The 17,158-nt window shown below is 34.1% G+C and carries 16 protein-coding genes and 1 pseudogene; all 17 read left to right on the top strand.

Annotated features, from left to right (window positions below; all coding sequences use genetic code 11):
* Positions 1-327: 327 nt before the first annotated feature.
* The 17 genes and pseudogenes from AB4865_RS09235 to AB4865_RS09315 all read left to right on the top strand — a co-directional run bounded on the left by AB4865_RS09235 (position 328) and on the right by AB4865_RS09315 (position 17,143).
* On the top strand, positions 328-576 hold the full coding sequence (locus AB4865_RS09235) for a helix-turn-helix domain-containing protein (protein ID WP_372472973.1): 249 nt from the start codon (positions 328-330) through the stop codon (positions 574-576).
* Between the two features lie 40 nt (positions 577-616).
* Complete coding sequence (gene galE / locus AB4865_RS09240; protein ID WP_372472974.1) at positions 617-1,639, top strand: UDP-glucose 4-epimerase GalE; 1,023 nt, start codon at positions 617-619, stop codon at positions 1,637-1,639.
* Positions 1,640-2,059 carry a DUF2750 domain-containing protein gene (locus AB4865_RS09245; RefSeq protein ID WP_372472975.1) on the top strand — a complete coding sequence of 140 codons (420 nt, stop codon included), beginning with the start codon at positions 1,640-1,642 and terminating at the stop codon, positions 2,057-2,059. It abuts the gene before it with no gap.
* Positions 2,060-2,312: 253 nt separating this feature from the next.
* Entirely contained in the window at positions 2,313-3,173 is an 861-nt protein-coding gene (locus tag AB4865_RS09250) for an EamA/RhaT family transporter (RefSeq protein WP_372472976.1), read from the top strand.
* Positions 3,174-3,236: 63 nt separating this feature from the next.
* Positions 3,237-6,035 carry an excinuclease ABC subunit UvrA gene (uvrA, locus tag AB4865_RS09255; protein ID WP_372472977.1) on the top strand — a complete coding sequence of 933 codons (2,799 nt, stop codon included), beginning with the start codon at positions 3,237-3,239 and terminating at the stop codon, positions 6,033-6,035.
* Positions 6,036-6,899: 864 nt separating this feature from the next.
* The gene (nth, locus tag AB4865_RS09260) at positions 6,900-7,547 is read left to right on the top strand and encodes an endonuclease III (protein WP_372472978.1); all 648 of its coding nucleotides are present in this window, start codon (positions 6,900-6,902) and stop codon (positions 7,545-7,547) included.
* A gap of 197 nt (positions 7,548-7,744) precedes the next feature.
* Positions 7,745-8,335: a thioredoxin family protein gene (locus tag AB4865_RS09265; protein ID WP_372472979.1), complete on the top strand. Its 591-nt coding sequence runs from the start codon at positions 7,745-7,747 to the stop codon at positions 8,333-8,335.
* A 4-nt stretch (positions 8,336-8,339) separates the two neighbouring features.
* Positions 8,340-10,136, top strand: coding sequence for a translation elongation factor 4 (lepA, locus tag AB4865_RS09270; protein ID WP_372472980.1), 1,797 nt, complete (start codon positions 8,340-8,342; stop codon positions 10,134-10,136).
* 145 nt (positions 10,137-10,281) lie between these two features.
* Positions 10,282-10,716 carry a dUTP diphosphatase gene (dut, locus tag AB4865_RS09275; RefSeq protein WP_372472981.1) on the top strand — a complete coding sequence of 145 codons (435 nt, stop codon included), beginning with the start codon at positions 10,282-10,284 and terminating at the stop codon, positions 10,714-10,716.
* A gap of 180 nt (positions 10,717-10,896) precedes the next feature.
* Positions 10,897-11,915: pseudogene (locus tag AB4865_RS09280) on the top strand (sugar phosphate nucleotidyltransferase).
* Positions 11,916-12,208: 293 nt separating this feature from the next.
* On the top strand, positions 12,209-13,009 hold the full coding sequence (locus tag AB4865_RS09285; RefSeq protein WP_372472982.1) for a DUF4292 domain-containing protein: 801 nt from the start codon (positions 12,209-12,211) through the stop codon (positions 13,007-13,009).
* 199 nt (positions 13,010-13,208) lie between these two features.
* Positions 13,209-14,471 (top strand): murein hydrolase activator EnvC, encoded by a 1,263-nt coding sequence (locus tag AB4865_RS09290; protein ID WP_372472983.1) that lies wholly within the window; start codon positions 13,209-13,211, stop codon positions 14,469-14,471.
* Positions 14,472-14,474: 3 nt separating this feature from the next.
* Positions 14,475-14,987 (top strand): 3-hydroxyanthranilate 3,4-dioxygenase, encoded by a 513-nt coding sequence (locus tag AB4865_RS09295; protein WP_372472984.1) that lies wholly within the window; start codon positions 14,475-14,477, stop codon positions 14,985-14,987.
* Positions 14,988-15,313: 326 nt separating this feature from the next.
* Positions 15,314-16,165, top strand: a complete 852-nt coding sequence (locus AB4865_RS09300; protein ID WP_372472985.1) for an adenine-specific methyltransferase EcoRI family protein — start codon at positions 15,314-15,316, stop codon at positions 16,163-16,165.
* Complete coding sequence (locus tag AB4865_RS09305; protein ID WP_372472986.1) at positions 16,158-16,325, top strand: hypothetical protein; 168 nt, start codon at positions 16,158-16,160, stop codon at positions 16,323-16,325. The genes AB4865_RS09300 and AB4865_RS09305 overlap by 8 nt, the downstream gene beginning before the upstream one ends.
* A 30-nt stretch (positions 16,326-16,355) precedes the next feature.
* Entirely contained in the window at positions 16,356-16,634 is a 279-nt protein-coding gene (locus AB4865_RS09310; RefSeq protein ID WP_372472987.1) for a DUF262 domain-containing protein, read from the top strand.
* 44 nt (positions 16,635-16,678) lie between these two features.
* Positions 16,679-17,143, top strand: coding sequence for an HNH endonuclease (locus AB4865_RS09315; RefSeq protein ID WP_372472988.1), 465 nt, complete (start codon positions 16,679-16,681; stop codon positions 17,141-17,143).
* Positions 17,144-17,158 lie beyond the last annotated feature (15 nt).

Consider the following 17,158-nt stretch of genomic DNA (forward strand, 5'->3'; position numbering starts at 1 on the left):
CACGCTGATGAAGATAGATTTTTATTTTTTTCTATTGATTTTATTTTCACTAATTTTTTTTGATTTATCAAAAAAACAAAATCTGCGGTAATCTGCTTTAAATCGTAGGTTTAATCGTTTTTAAGTGTTGTTTTCTTAAATCATTTTAAAAAATCTGTGAGTATCTGCGTGAGACACAACCTGGTCTGCGACTACTCCTCTTTATAGAGGGGAAAGCGTGAGAAAAAAATCAAGATGATTTCAATGATTCATTATGGACAGACCAAGAATAAATATTGAAAAATTAGAGAAAAGACCTACACAGTAAATGAAAGGTTAGATCAGAGTATGGAAAAGAAGGTTCTGCTGAAAGAGAGCAATTTGAAAATGAAGCCATGGATTTTTATGCTTCTCAAATTTTTTATTTTAGCAGAAAAGAAGCAAAACTTACTCAAAAAGATTTATCAGAAAAAAACAGGAATAGACAAAAGTTATATTTCTATAATTGAAAACGGATTGGTTCAACCTACAGTTGGTACTTTTTTAAAACTACTCAACGCAATGGGATTGAGATTTGATGTTGGTAAAATAGCATAAATTCCTTATTTTTGGATATTTTTAAAATAAAAATTAAATAATGAAAATACTTATTACAGGAGGATTGGGATTTATAGGATCACATACTGTGGTTTCGTTAGTTGAAAACGGTTTTACTCCTATTATTATAGACAATTGTAGCAATTCTTCAGAAGAGGTTTTAATGCAAATCGAAACCATCATAGGCAAACCTTTGACATTTTATAAAGAAGATGTAACCGATGGATTGGCATTAGACAGAATTTTTACTACCGAAAAAGACATCAAAGGCGTAATTCACTTTGCTGCGGCAAAAGCGGTGGGAGAGAGTGTGGAAAATCCTTTGAAATACTATCATAACAACATTACAGGATTGGTGCAATTGCTTACCATAATGCAAAATCACCAAGTAAACAATATGATTTTCAGTTCATCTTGTACGGTTTATGGTCAGGTAGAAAAAATGCCGATTACCGAAGATGCACCTGTACAAGCTCCGATATCGCCGTATGGAAACACCAAAAAAGTAGGAGAGGAGATTATACAAGATGTGGCAAAGAGCAGTGATTTACAAGCTATTTTGTTGAGGTATTTCAATCCGATTGGAGCTCATCCCTCTGCATTGATAGGGGAATTGCCTTTGGGAGTTCCGCAAAATTTATTACCTTTTATTACGCAAACTGCGGTAGGAATTAGAGAAAAACTCTCTGTTTTTGGTAGTGATTATCCAACGCCAGATGGTACATGTATTCGCGATTATATCCATGTGTTGGACTTGGCAGATGCTCATGTGATTGCCCTAAAACGATTGATGAATCAACAACAAGAATCGAATATAGAAATTTACAACATAGGCACAGGAAAAGGAACTTCGGTGTTGGAAATGATTACTGCTTTTGAAGAAGTTACTCAACAATCCTTGCCTTATGAAATGGCACCAAGACGCGAAGGCGACACCACGATTGCATTTGCCGATACCACTTTGGTAAACGAAAAATTGGGTTGGAAAGCACAGCGAACATTGGAAGAATCACTGGACAGTGCTTGGAAATGGCAGTTAAATATCAGTAATAAAACGCTATAAATGAAAACTTTTGTACAAAAAATAGTTTCAACAGATAAGATTTTCACATTAAACCATCAGGAAGAAGTCGCATTTGTAGGTTCCAATTTGTTTACCATGAATGATGGTTCACCAGTGCCTGTATGGTGTTTTTGGTCGGATGAAAATTTAGCAAGAAAACACAAACAAGCCGATTGGTCATCATTTGAAGTTATGGAAATTCCGTTGGGAAATTTTTTAGAAGATATATTGGTATCGATTACCAACGAAGGATATATTGTAGGATTTGATTTTAACGAAGAATTAATCGGAACCGAAGTCGATCCCATAGATTTGCTATTGGAAATCATTACCCAATTGAAAGCCAACCATCAATCGGTAGAATTTGAATATTTCAAAGACCTAAATGATTTAGAAACCCAAGCGAGGAAATTGTTGTAAAATTCATCAATATAATATTGAGACTGTCGAATTTCAGATAGTCTCATTTTTTATGTAAATATGAAATTAAAGGTAAACAATATGATTCATTCACACATAGCTCAACTTTTTATTAAAATTATTTTGAATGATAATTACTATTATGTAAAATAGAACATTTTGAAACCGAAAGTTTATGTTATTTACATAGCTCCTTTAGATAAAGTTTTTATTTTTACGACCTAAGATTTAATTTTGCAGAAATATTGATATTATGGAATTATTAGTCGTAAGTATTTTGTGTAGTGTTTCGGTTGGAGTGTTGTTTAAATTTGCTAAACTCAATTTTTCACAATTGCTTTGGGTTTTGTTTTTTGGATATATCGTTTGTTTTTTGGCTGGATATTTTTTGTTAGTTGATACGTCAGTTATTGAGTTTTTAAATAGTTTTTCTAACCTTAAATGGCAAGAATATTCTTTTATATTTATTCTCTCACTTATATTACCTTATGTTTTTATTTCTCTGCAAAAATCTATAGTTACACAAGGTGTTGCAAAAACTGATTTGGTACAACGAATGTCATTGTTGATTCCGATTTTGGCGAGTTTTAGGATTTTTAAAGAACAATTTTCATGGAATAAATTGGTTGCAATACTATTCGGTTTTGTCAGTATTTTTTTAATTCTCAACAAACAAGGTTCAGACGTTAAAAACAATGATTTTAAACCTCTTATTATCGTATTTTTAGGTTATGGAATCGTTGATGTTCTCTTTAAATTTTTGACTACACTTCCTTTCAAGACTTTGTTAACATTTATCTTTTTAGGTTGTCTTATATCAACTCTATTTTATATAATATTGAAAAAACTAACATTTTCTTGGAAATCTTTACCTATTGGTTTCGCTTTAGGAATATTAAATTTTACTAATATATTTACTTATTTATCAGCTCATAAAGCTATGAAAGATGCCCCTACTATCGTATTTACTAGTATGAATTTAGGTGTTATCTGCTTGGGTGCATTGGTGGGAGTTTTAATTTTTAAAGAAAAACTTTCAAAATTGAATTTTATTGGAATTATTTCTGCAATTTTTGCGATTATCATTTTGAATTTTAAATTATTGTTTAGCTAAACGTTCAGTTTTGAATAAACTTTTTTCAATTAAAATGATTAAATTTGCGTTTTATACTTATTCATGAAAAAATCAATCGATTCTTTAGATACTAAGAAATTTATCCTTATTAAAGGAGCTCATATTCACAATCTTAAAAATGTTGATGTTGCCATTCCACGCAATCAGTTTGTGGTGGTTACGGGGCTTTCGGGTTCGGGAAAATCGAGTTTGGCGTTTGATACGCTTTATGCCGAAGGACAAAGACGCTATGTGGAAAGCTTGTCTTCTTATGCAAGACAGTTTTTAGGTCGTATCGACAAACCCAAAGTAGAATACATCAAGGGAATTTCTCCAGCAATTGCTATCGAACAGAAAGTCAATACGGTAAATGCTCGTTCGACTGTGGGAACTTCAACGGAAATTTACGATTATCTAAAATTGTTGTATGCCAGAATTGGCAAAACCTACTCCCCTATTTCTGGTCAGGAGGTGAAAAAACACACGGTTTCTGATGTCATTGATGTGGTAAAATCATTGGATTTAGAGTCGAAATGGTTGCTCCTTGCTCCTATTGTTCCTCACACTGATCGTACATTCGAAAAACAATTACAATTAGCTCTACAACAGGGATATGCAAGAGTTTTGTATCAGAATGAAATGTTGAGATTAGATGATTTTTTGGAAAATCTTCCGAAAAATATAACTAAAAACGACATTTTTCTCATCATCGACCGATTGATTATCAAAAACGACGAAGATTTTTTCAACCGATTGTCCGATGCAGTGCAAACGGCTTTTCACGAAGGAAAAGGACAATTGTATTTACAAGAATTAAATGGAAATAAAAAACTGTCATTCAATAATTTATTTGAATTAGACGGCATTTCCTTTTTAGAGCCTTCGACCCATTTATTTTCGTTCAACAATCCCTACGGAGCTTGTCCTTCGTGCAATGGTTTTGGAAATATCGTGGGTATCGACAAAGATTTGGTAGTTCCAAATACCTCATTATCAATCTATGAAAATGCAATTTTTCCTTGGCGAGGCGAATCTATGAGTCAATTTAGAGATCAATTGGTTCGCAATGCAAATAAATTCGATTTTCCTATACATCGTCCGTTTTACGAATTGACTGAAGAGCAAAAGCAATTGCTATGGACTGGAAATAAACACTTTACAGGTTTGAATGCGTTTTTCAAAGAATTGGAAGACAATATTTACAAAATTCAATACCGTGTGATGCTTTCTCGATACAGAGGAAAAACCACTTGTACAGAATGTAATGGAAAACGATTGAGAAAAGAGGCAAATTATGTGAAAATCAATGGGAAAAGTATCTCAGAATTGGTCGATTTGCCGATTATTGATTTGATAACATTTTTCAAAAACATTCAATTAAACCTTTACGAACAAAAAGTTGCTAAAAGGCTATTGCTCGAAATCAACAATCGATTGGAATATTTATCGTCGGTTGGTTTGGATTATTTAACCTTGAATAGAAATTCCTCTACCCTTTCAGGTGGTGAATCTCAACGAATTAACTTAGCAACTTCATTGGGAAGTTCACTTGTGGGTTCGATGTATATTTTAGATGAACCAAGTATTGGATTGCATTCCAAAGATTCTGAAAAATTAATCAAAGTGTTAAGAAATCTTCAAATATTGGGCAACACGGTGATTGTGGTAGAGCATGATGAAGATGTGATGAAAGCAGCAGACCAAATCATTGATATTGGACCAGAAGCTGGTGCTTTGGGAGGCGAATTGGTGGCTCAAGGTACTTTTGAAGAATTGCTAAAAACCAATACTTTGACAGCTGAATATCTCAATGGAAAAAGAGAAATTGCTGTTCCAAAAATCAGAAGAAAATCTATTAATTATGTAGAAATACTCGGTACGAGAGAAAACAATTTGAAAAACATCGATGTAAAAATTCCTTTGGATTGTTTGACGGTGATTTCGGGAGTTTCTGGAAGTGGAAAAAGTACGCTCATCAAAAAAATAGCCTACCCTGCCCTACAGAAAAAAATCCTCAATACAGGAGAAAAACCTGGAGAATTCAATCAATTGAAAGGTTCGTTTTCGCATATCAAACAATTGGAATTTGTCGATCAAAATCCCATAGGAAAAAGTTCGCGCTCCAATCCTATTTCATACATCAAAGCCTATGATGAAATTCGTGATTTGTATGCCAAATTGCCTTTGTCTAAAAACAGAAATTACCAACCAAAACATTTTTCTTTCAATGTAGATGGCGGAAGATGTGAGGTTTGTAAAGGCGATGGGGAAATCACGGTAGAAATGCAATTTATGGCAGATGTACACCTCGAATGCGAGGCATGTGCAGGAAAAAGATTCAAGCGAGAAGTGTTGGAAGTGCAGTTTGAAGGAAAAAATATATTCGACATCTTGCAAATGACGGTGGACGAAGCGGTGCAATTCTTTTCAACCCACAATCAACAAAAAATTGCCGATAAAATCTTGACTTTGCAAGAAGTAGGATTGGGATATATCCAATTAGGACAATCCTCTTCTACCCTTTCAGGCGGTGAAGCACAGCGAATTAAGTTGGCTTCGTTTCTCGGAAAGGGAAATGCCAAAGAAAAAATATTGTTCATTTTTGACGAACCTACCACTGGATTGCATTTTCACGATGTAAACAAGTTATTGACAAGTTTTCAAGCCCTGATAGAAAAAGGACATTCTATTTGGGTCATCGAACACAATTTGGATTTAATCAAATGTGCCGATTATCTCATCGACATGGGACCAGAAGGCGGAAACAAAGGCGGTGAAGTGGTAGCCTGTGGCACTCCAGAAGAAGTAGCCAATAATCCTAAATCTGTAACGGGAAGGTATTTGAAAGATAAATTGGTTTAATGCTTTTGGTGTTTACCTGTCCTGCCAAATATGGGAGACACTTTGTGTGTTTATAAGTATCAAAAATTTCATAATAAAACATCAAATAATGATTGTTTAAAAAATAATAAATTTTTACATTCGCGAACAATTAAAAAAATAACGGAATAATAACAACATAAAAGACATATAAAAAATAGCGTTTCGCTTAAAATATTCCTGCTTAGAAAATACGACCAATATTTAATAAAGTACAGGAAAGTGGAAAGTAGATACGCCTGTGGTTTCTCTTATAAAATTGGAAATGGTGAAACAAAATTAATTGAAAATGAATTTTATATAGCTTCAATTTCTAATCTACCTTCAGATATTATTTTTCTCTTATAAAAATTCTGATGATTGTAAAAGTAATAAAACAATAAAAGTTAAATTCCCTAAAAATCAATCTAATAATAATTATTATATCAAATATAAATACAATGATTTAGATAGAATAAATGGCATAGTTTATTAATTTCATAACTTCGCCAAAGTATTAACTAAAAGGTTAGTAACTTTGGCGAAGTTTTTTATTTACTTTTGTTAAAATAGTAAAAAGCAATTAAAACGAAGAATTTGGACAACACAAAATATTTAATGTAAATTTGCTCAAAATTCTATAATAAACATTCTATGATTCTCTGTTGAATAATTTTATATTTAACAGGGTAAACTCAAAAAAGCGAAACGTCTCTGTTCCTCTGTGGTTAAAAATAATAAAGAAAACTATGTGTTCTATGATTTCTATGTGCTTAAAATTCTAGAGCGTAGCGATTTATAAATTAGTGAAAATCTGCGTAATCTGCGAGAGAATAAAAAAGTAAAGCGTTTAAAAATTAATCAATAATGAAAAAAGAAGAAAAAGTACAGTTTGTAATCGATACATTAGAGCGTTTGTATCCCAATCCGCCAATACCACTCGATCATAAAGACCCTTATACTTTGTTGATTGCCGTGTTGCTTTCGGCTCAGTGTACAGACGAACGCGTAAATAAAATCACGCCTTTGTTGTTTAAAAAAGCAGACAATCCCTACGATATGGTAAAACTCTCTTTGGAAGAAATCGCCGACATCATCCGCCCATGCGGATTAACCCCGATGAAATCTAAAGGAATTTTAGGACTAAGTCATATTTTGATAGAAAAACACAACGGTCAAGTACCGGCAGATTTCGCCGCTTTGGAAGAATTACCAGCCGTAGGACACAAAACAGCCTCTGTAGTGATGTCTCAGGCGTTTGATATACCAGCCTTTCCTGTCGATACACACATTCACCGATTGATGTACCGATGGAATCTTTCCAACGGAAAAAGTGTAGAACAAACCGAAAAAGATGCCAAGCGTTTATTCCCAAAAGAATTGTGGAACAAACTGCATTTGCAAATCATTTATTACGCAAGAGAATATTCTCCAGCACGCAATTGGAAACTCGAAAACGATACCATTACTTTGAAGATTGGTCGAAAAACTGTATTAAATTATCACTTAAAATAAAAATACTTAAGTTATTGATAATTAGCAAATATATATTCAACTATAAATAAAATCTATCGAGTAGATTTTCATTTTTTAATAATAAATCAACTGTTGATAAATGGTTGATTTTTTTTATTTTCAAACTTACTTTTCTTATTTTTTTATTTCTAAACATTGATTATATTTGTCGTATTATTTCACAATAAACATCACAAATGAAAACTATATTCAATCAAGCCTACGAACAATCGATGTCTTATCAAGAATTTCTTGATTTGATGGACGAAAAAATCAAAGATGGACTTTCTACAGGACACGAACAAAATGAAATCTTGAGCAATTTTACTAAATTGAACCGTTCGCGTATGAAACGCGTTACCAAAACTGTAGAATTGTTGCCAGAATTGACCGAAAAAATCCAAAATATCACCGAAAAACAAATTTGGTTGGTACTTACGGAAAGTTGGTGTGGCGATGCGGCTCAATCAGTACCTGTACTTAATTTGATTGCTGAAAGTTCGCCTAATATAGAATTGCGAATTGTATTGAGAGACGACAACGACCCTTTGATGCAACAATATTTGACAAACGGTGGGCGTTCAATCCCTAAATTAATCGCAATTGATGCCTCTAAAGAAAACGAATTGTTTACTTGGGGACCTCGACCAGAAAAAGGCACTGCTTTTTTCTTGGAACAAAAAGAAAAGTTTGGTGGAGTTACTGCCGAAGTGAAAGAGGCATTGCAAAAATGGTACAACGACGACCAAGGACAAAGTTTACAACAGGATATTTTGAAACAATATTAATTCAATGAAAAACATTAGAAATTTTTGTATCATCGCACACATCGACCACGGTAAATCTACCTTGGCTGATAGATTGCTCGATGCTACACAAACTGTAACAGCTCGTGAAGCTCAAGCTCAGTTGTTGGACAACATGGATTTGGAACGCGAAAGAGGAATTACCATAAAATCTCACGCTATCCAAATGGAGTTTAACTACAAAGGCGAACAATATATTCTCAACCTTATCGACACTCCAGGACATGTGGATTTTTCGTACGAAGTTTCTCGTTCGATTGCCGCTTGTGAAGGTGCATTGTTGATTGTTGATGCCGCTCAAAGCATTCAGGCACAGACGATTTCCAACTTGTATTTGGCATTGGAAAACGACTTGGAAATCATACCAGTATTGAACAAAGTAGATTTGCCCTCTGCCAATCCTGAAGAAGTAAGTGATGACATCGTAAATCTTTTGGGATGCAAACACGAAGACATTATCCACGCTTCTGGAAAAACAGGTTTTGGGGTTGATAAAATCTTGGAAGCCATCATCGAACGCATTCCTGCTCCAAAAGGTAATGCAGACGAACCACTTCAAGCATTGATTTTTGACTCGGTTTACAATCCTTTTAGAGGAATTGAGGTAATTTTCCGTGTATTGAACGGTGAAATCAAAAAAAACCAAAAAATCAAATTCATGGCTACAGGCAAAGAATATTTTGCCGATGAAGTGGGAACTTTGAAATTGAACCAAGTGCCTAAACAAAAAATCTCTGCCGGAGATGTAGGCTATTTGATTTCAGGTATCAAAGAAGCCAAAGAAGTAAAAGTTGGAGATACAATTACCGATGCGGTAAACCCTACTCAAAATATGATTTCAGGTTTCGAGGATGTAAAACCAATGGTATTTGCGGGTATTTATCCGGTTGATACAGAGGATTATGAAGATTTGAGGGCCTCGATGGAAAAATTACAGCTTAACGATGCTTCGTTGGTATTCCAAGCAGAAAGTTCAGCTGCTTTGGGATTCGGATTTCGTTGTGGTTTCTTAGGAATGTTGCATATGGAAATCATCCAAGAGCGTTTGGAAAGAGAGTTTAACATGACGGTAATTACCACCGTTCCCAATGTATCGTATCTGGCATACACCAAAAAAGCCCCAGATATTCCGATTATCGTAAACAATCCGTCAGATTTGCCAGAACCTTCGAAAATCGACCGAGTGGAGGAACCATTCATTAAGGCTACTGTTATCACCAAAGCCGATTTCGTAGGTCAAGTGATGAGTTTGTGTATCGAAAAACGCGGACAAATTACCAACCAAACATATTTAACAGAAGACCGAGTAGAATTAAATTTTGATATGCCATTGGCAGAAATTGTATTTGATTTTTACGATAGATTGAAAACAGTTTCAAAAGGTTACGCATCGTTTGATTACCACCCGATTGGTATGCGTACATCAAAATTGGTTCGATTAGATGTATTGCTCAACGGACAAAATGTAGATGCGTTATCAGCTTTGATTCACGAAGACAATGCCTACACAATTGGTAAGAAAATGTGTGAAAAATTGAAAGAATTGATTCCACGCCAACAGTTTGACATTCCAATTCAGGCAGCAATTGGAGCGAAAATCATTTCGAGAGAAACCATCAAAGCCTTGAGAAAAGATGTAACTGCAAAATGTTACGGAGGAGATATTTCTCGTAAAAGAAAATTATTAGAAAAACAAAAAGCAGGTAAAAAACGTATGAGACAAGTAGGAAATGTAGAAATTCCACAATCGGCGTTTATGGCTGTTTTGAAATTGAATGATTAAAAATTTAATAATTTGTATGTCAACCTTATGGAAAATTTCTGTAAGGTTGATTTTTTTATGGTAAAATTTTTGAAAGAAAAGCGATTGATTACTATATAAATAGTACTAAAAAAGTTATATTTGCATTTTGGCAAAAACTATAATAATGAAAATTAAAATAATCAATAAATCTTCGCACGCATTGCCGTCGTATGAAACTTTAGCATCGGCTGGAATGGATTTACGTGCAAATATCTCCTCTCCTATTGTTTTAGAACCTATGCAACGAGCATTGATTCCTACAGGATTGTTTATGGAATTGCCTATTGGTTACGAAGCACAAGTGCGTCCGAGAAGTGGCTTAGCATTGAAAAAAGGTATCACTTGCCTCAATACACCAGGAACGATTGATGCAGATTATCGTGGGGAAATCGGAGTGATTTTAGCCAATCTTTCCAATGAACCCTTTACTGTAGAAAATGGCGAACGCATCGCTCAAATGGTCATCGCAAAACACGAAAGAGCCGAATGGGTTGAAGTAGAAACACTCAGCGAAACCGAAAGAGGAACCGGAGGATTTGGAAGTACTGGTGTGAAGTAAATAACAATTAGAGATTTAGAAATTTGATTCCCACATTAGGCGGAAAGAAATTTAGAGTCTATATTAAATAGTACAGAGATTTAGAGATACTAAGTTGAATTTATCTTTATTTAATAATTTTAAAACATATAGGAATGCTGTTGCTTATTGCATAGTGCTTCCTGCTTAAAGCATAAAAAAATGAAAATAATCGTACCTATGGCAGGTCGTGGTTCACGCCTGCGTCCACATACATTGACTACACCAAAACCGTTGATTCCTATTGCAGGAAAACCCATCGTACACCGTTTGGTAGAAGATATTGCCAAAGTAATCAATCAACCGATTGACGAAATTGCTTTCATTATTCACGAAAGTTTTGGGAAAAAAGTAGAAGAAGAATTAAAAGCAATTGCTAAAAAATTGGGTTCGCAAGGAACTATTTATTACCAAAACGAGGCTTTGGGAACAGCTCACGCCATTTTGTGTGCCAAAGAAAGTATGCAAGGTCCTATCGTGGTGGCGTATGCAGATACTTTGTTCCGTGCAGATTTTAACTTAGATGAAACAGCAGATTCTGTTATTTGGGTTAAAGCCGTTGAAGACCCAAGTGCTTTTGGTGTAATTCAATTGAATGATAAAAACGAAATTGTAGATTTTGTAGAAAAACCAACCGAATTTGTATCAGATTTGGCAATTATTGGTATTTACTTCTTTAAATCAGCTGAAAATTTGAGAGCTGAATTGCAGTATTTATTAGACAACAACATCGAAAAAGGTGGCGAATACCAATTGACCGATGCCCTGGAAAATATGAAACAAAAAGGGCAGCGATTTGTACCAGGTCAAGTAGATGAATGGATGGATTGTGGTAATAAAAATGTTACGGTGGATACCAACAATCGCATGTTGAACTTTTTGGCAAACGATGGAGAAAATTTGGTTTCATCAACAGCGGTTTTAGAAAATAGTACGATTATTCCACCGTGTTTTATAGGAGAAAATGTAGTATTGAAAAACGCTACTATTGGGCCAATGTATCTTTGGGAGAAAATACAAAAGTGGAAAATGCGACCATCAAAAACAGCTTGGTGCAAACCAACGCCGTGATTTCAAATTGTGATTTGGACAACGCAATGATAGGAAATCACACAAAATTTGATGGGAAATTTACAAATATCAGCATCGGAGATTACTCTGAGTTGGTGAGGTCATCTTAATTTTTTTTCTCACTCTGATTTCACAGATTTACACAGTTTTTATTAAAATGATTTTATAAAACTATGCTTAAGATATGATTAAACCTACAGTTTAAAGCAGATTAGCGAAGATTTAGTTTTTTTGATTTATCATAAAAACATCAGCGAAAATCAAATCAATAGTAAAAGTCATAAAAATCTATCTTTTTACACACCCCGGTCTGTGACCACCCCTCTTTTTAGAGGGGAATGCGTGAAAAAAAAACTAAAATTTAAAAATCCAGATGATTTCAATGTAAAAAATCGTAAAAACTATGAAAAAGACCTTATTTTCTATCTTACTATTGACATCGTTGGTAGGATGTAAAACACAAAAAATACAACCCGTAGAAACCAATGAAACTATAGAAATTGCAAACCAACCAGAACTACCGAGTAATTCAGATGTTGACATAAAACACGATTGGGAAGCTGTATATAACAAACATATAGCCATCAATCGCTCGTTCAACACTGCTCAAATACAAGCAACGGTAGATTATGCCGATACCATACAGGATTATAACATTAAAGCAGATATTCGCATAGAAAAAGGAAAGCAAATCCTCATCAACATGCGTTATTTTCTCATAAATGTTGGAAAAATTTACATTAGTCCCGAGCGAATCAGCTATTATGAAATTGCAACTAATACTCATTACGATGGCAATTTTGAACTATTGCAACAAATGTTTGGTGTGAAAGTAGATTATCAACAGGTGGAAAATATTTTCTTAGGTGAAACTTTTTTTGATGTTTCGTCGTTTTTTTGGGAAACATTCCAGAAAAACAATCAATTGGAAATGAAACATTTTGCCAAAGCCTATACCCTATCCATAAATTTGAAAAACAATGGAGAGTTGATTTCACAAGAAATTGATGACAACAAAGGGAATAGTGCCTTGTTAAAATATTATTCGTTTCAAAACATCAATCAAACCGTTTTACCTAAAAATTGGTCGATTGATACCAAAAAGAAACAAACCATTTTATTGAATTACGATAAAATCGAATTTGATGGGAAACTAAATTTTAAATACGAAATCCCTTCAAGGTCCAAACCAGTAAAATTATAATTAGTAATTTTTTTGTAAACAGAATTTCATTAGGTTTCACGCAGATTTTTAATTGTATTCTCGTTACGCTTACTTTATTTTAGCAGATAACACAATCAAATCAATACAAAGAAAATCAAAGAAATCTGTTTTCATCAGCGTGAAACCTAGTAAAAAAAGACATTCAGTGCGAAAAACAGTTAAAAAAAAACAACAATTTATGCGTATTTTTTATATATTATCGTTTATATTAATCAGTAATTTTTCATTTGCTCAAACCGATTATCAAGCGGAACAAAGAAAATTGGAACAGAAAAAAGCTGCCATTCAAAAAGAAATTAAAGAAGTTCAGGCACTTTTAAATTCTAATAAGAAAAAAGAACGCGATATTTCGGCTGAAATTGCCAATCAAAGTAAAAAAATCAAATTGCAAGAAAATTTGATTGCCAATTCGCAAAAGCAAAAGAAAAATTTAGACAACGATATTTATGTAAACACCTTAGCTATCAATAAGTTGAAAAAAGAATTAGAAATCTTAAAGGCAGATTATGCTAAAACGGTTTTAAATTCTTATAAATACAAATCTGATGAATCAAAAGTGTTGTTTATCCTTTCATCAGACAATTTTTTGCAAGCATACAAACGAATACAATATCTAAAACAATATGCACAGCATAGAAAACATCAAGTAGATGAAATTCAAGCGAAAACAAACGAATTGAATCGATTGAATGACAATATTTCAAAGCAAATTGTTAAACAACAAGCCATAATCAAGGAACAAGAAATTCTCAAAGGTGATTTGGAAGAAGACCGTAGAAAACAAAAGCAATTGATGGCTTCTGTTCAAAAAGATAGCAGAAAATACAGTCAAGATATCAAGAAAAAACAACAAGAAAGTCGCAATATCGATGCACAAATCAAACGTTTGATTCAAAAATCGATTGAAGAAGCCAACCGCCGTGCTCGTGAAAAAGCAACCAGAGAGGCAAAAGCGAAAGGAAAAACTGTAGAAGCTCCGAAAAAATCTGCTCCAGGAAAGTTGGATTTGACACCAGAAGAAACATTGGTAGCCAACAACTTTAAAGCAAACCAAGGACGTCTTCCATGGCCAGTAGAAAAAGGATATATTTCGATGGGATACGGTAAAAACAGACACCCAGAACACGACAATCTTGAAATTACAAACAGTGGTATCGATATCACAACCGAAAAAGGTGCAAGTGTACGTGCCGTTTTTGAAGGAGAAGTGATGTCAGTACAGGTATATGGAGGACAAAGAGCCGTTGCGATCAGACACGGAGATTATATTACGGTATATTCAAACTTGTCAAGTGTTTCTGTGTCAGCAGGTCAAAAAGTATCTCACAAACAACGTATCGGTACTGTAGGAACTAATTTAGATAAAAACCCAGGTTTGAGATTTTTGGTATCACACAATACAAACATATTAAACCCACAATCGTGGATTAGTAGAAGATAAGTTATGAAAAAGCCTTTTAACCTCAATCAATGGATTAGCGAAAACAAACATTTGCTAAAACCACCTGTTGCAAACAAAAATTTGTATGTAGAAAGTGAGGATTATATCGTGATGATAGTCGGTGGACCTAATGCTCGAAAAGATTTTCACTACAACGAAACCGAAGAATTGTTTTATCAATTGGAAGGTAGTATCAAAGTAGCTATCCAAACAGAAAGCGGAAAAGAAATCGTAGAACTCAACGCTGGTGATATGTTTTTATTGCCAGCAAAAGTTCCGCATTCGCCGATGCGTACAGAAAATTCGGTGGGATTGGTCATCGAAAGAAAGCGAAACGACCTACCCGATGCAAAAGACGGGTTGCTTTGGTTTTGCGAAAATTGCAATCACAAATTACATGAGGTATATTTTTCATTAAACGATATAGAAAAAGACTTTTTATCACATTTTGAAAATTTTTACAATTCGGAGGAAAAACGCACTTGTAAAAAGTGTGGGACAGTAATGCAACCTTAACAAATAAAATAAAATAAAACAATTAAGTAATTTCTCAACAAATAATAAAAAAACAAAATATATAAGAATAGAAATACAATAACGAACATATAATTTATAACCGAGCTTTTAGCTCTTATTCTCTACTCCGTAAACGACCAAATTTTATAAAGTAGATGGGAATAAGACCACGAGAGTTCGCGTCTGTATAGGGCGTGAACTGTTCGTGCTTATTTATCTACTATGCTTTGGTCGGCTAACGGAATAAAATAAGCACATCAAGAACAGTTTCACGCTTTTTTTGTGCTTTGTCCGTAAGAGTTAAAGCCTTATAACTTTTACTATTTATGGCAAAATCTACGGCAAACAGCAACCTACACAAAGCTAAAAAAGGAAAAAACGATGAATTTTACAACCAACTTTCTGACATCGAAAACAAACTCAAACACTACAAAGACCATTTTAAAGGTAAAGTGGTATATTGCAACTGCGATGCCCCACGTGTAAGCAACTTTTTTCATTATTTTTCGCATAATTTTGAACTTTTAGGTTTAAAAAAGTTGATTGCAACCTGCTATAAAAACCAGCAAATAGACCTTTTTAGCGATAATTCTTCCGAAAAAGCCGTATATCTGATTTACGAAGGCGATAAAAACCAAAATTTCAAACCTGATGACGAAAAAATAGAAGTTTTTCCACTAAAAGGCGATGGCGATTTCCGCAGCGAAGAATGTATAGAACTCCTTAAACAAGCCGATATAGTGGTTACCAATCCACCGTTTTCTTTGTTCAGAGAATATGTGGCTCAATTAGTCGAATATGACAAAAAATTTTTGATTATTGGAAATCAAAATGCAATTACTTACAAAGAAATTTTTTCCTTAATCAAAGAAAATAAGATTTGGTTAGGATATAAAAATGGAGATATGGAGTTTAAAGTTCCTGATTATTACGAACCAAAAGCGACGAGATATTGGCAAGATGAAACAGGACAAAAATGGCGAAGTATGGGAAATATTTGCTGGTTTACCAATCTTGACCACAGCAAACGCCACGAAGAATTGATTTTGTACAAATCGTATCACGAAAATGATTACCCTAAATACGATAATTACGATGCCGTAGAGGTCAGTAAAGTAGACCATATTCCGATGGATTACAATGGATATATGGGGGGTACCAATAACTTTTTTGAGTAAATACAATCCAGATCAGTTTGAAATTAAAGGACTTTCTGCTTCAGCGGGTTACAATAAAGAAATTGTAGGGTTAGATTTTTTAGGAATAAAAGATGCCAGGCCACTAATAGATAATAAAAATACATATGCACGAGTATTCATCAAAAACAAAAAAATATAACATTCGTTTCACCTAATAAAAACCAAAATAATGAAAATCCAACTTAAAGAAATTACCGTAAAAGAATTGGTAGAAGGCTATCAAGACAATGAAGAGCAAGGCGTAAGAGGTTATGGAGGAAAGTTAGATATTCGTCCGCCATACCAACGCGAGTTTGTATATAAAGAAAAACAGAGAGATGCTGTAATTCATACACTTACACAAGATTTTCCGCTCAATGTAATGTACTGGGCAGTGCGTGATGACGGCAATTTTGAGGTTATCGATGGGCAACAACGCACCATTTCTATATCCGTCAAGACTACTTAGAAACCACCATCAAATGGATTTCAAAGGGCAATATTGAGGTATATATGAGCAATCATCAGCACGACCCAAACGCCAATGAATTGTGGCTGTATTATCAGTCTGTAATTAATTGGGTAAAAGTAACTTTTCCAAAATACCGCAAAGAGATGAAAGGCATCGAATGGGGATTTTTGTACAATGATTTTAAAGATATTCCGCAAGATAGCAATGCTTTGGAAAAAGAAATTGCAAAACTGATGCAAGACGACGATGTTACCGCCAAAAAAGGAATTTATGAATATGTCTTAGGCCGAAAAGAAAAATTCTTGAATATTAGAGCCTTTACCGACAATCAGAAACGCGAAGCCTACGAACGCCAAAACGGAATTTGTGCTATTTGTGGTGAACATTTTGAACTATCTGAAATGGAAGCCGATCACATCAAACCGTGGCACGAGGGCGGAATAACCAATGCCGAAAATTGTCAAATGCTTTGTAAAATGGATAACAGAACGAAGTCGGGGAAATAAAATAAATGCTGTTTT

Origin of the sequence: Capnocytophaga sp. ARDL2 (assembly GCF_041530365.1) — a bacterium.
Classification (GTDB): Bacteria; Bacteroidota; Bacteroidia; order Flavobacteriales; family Flavobacteriaceae; genus Flavobacterium.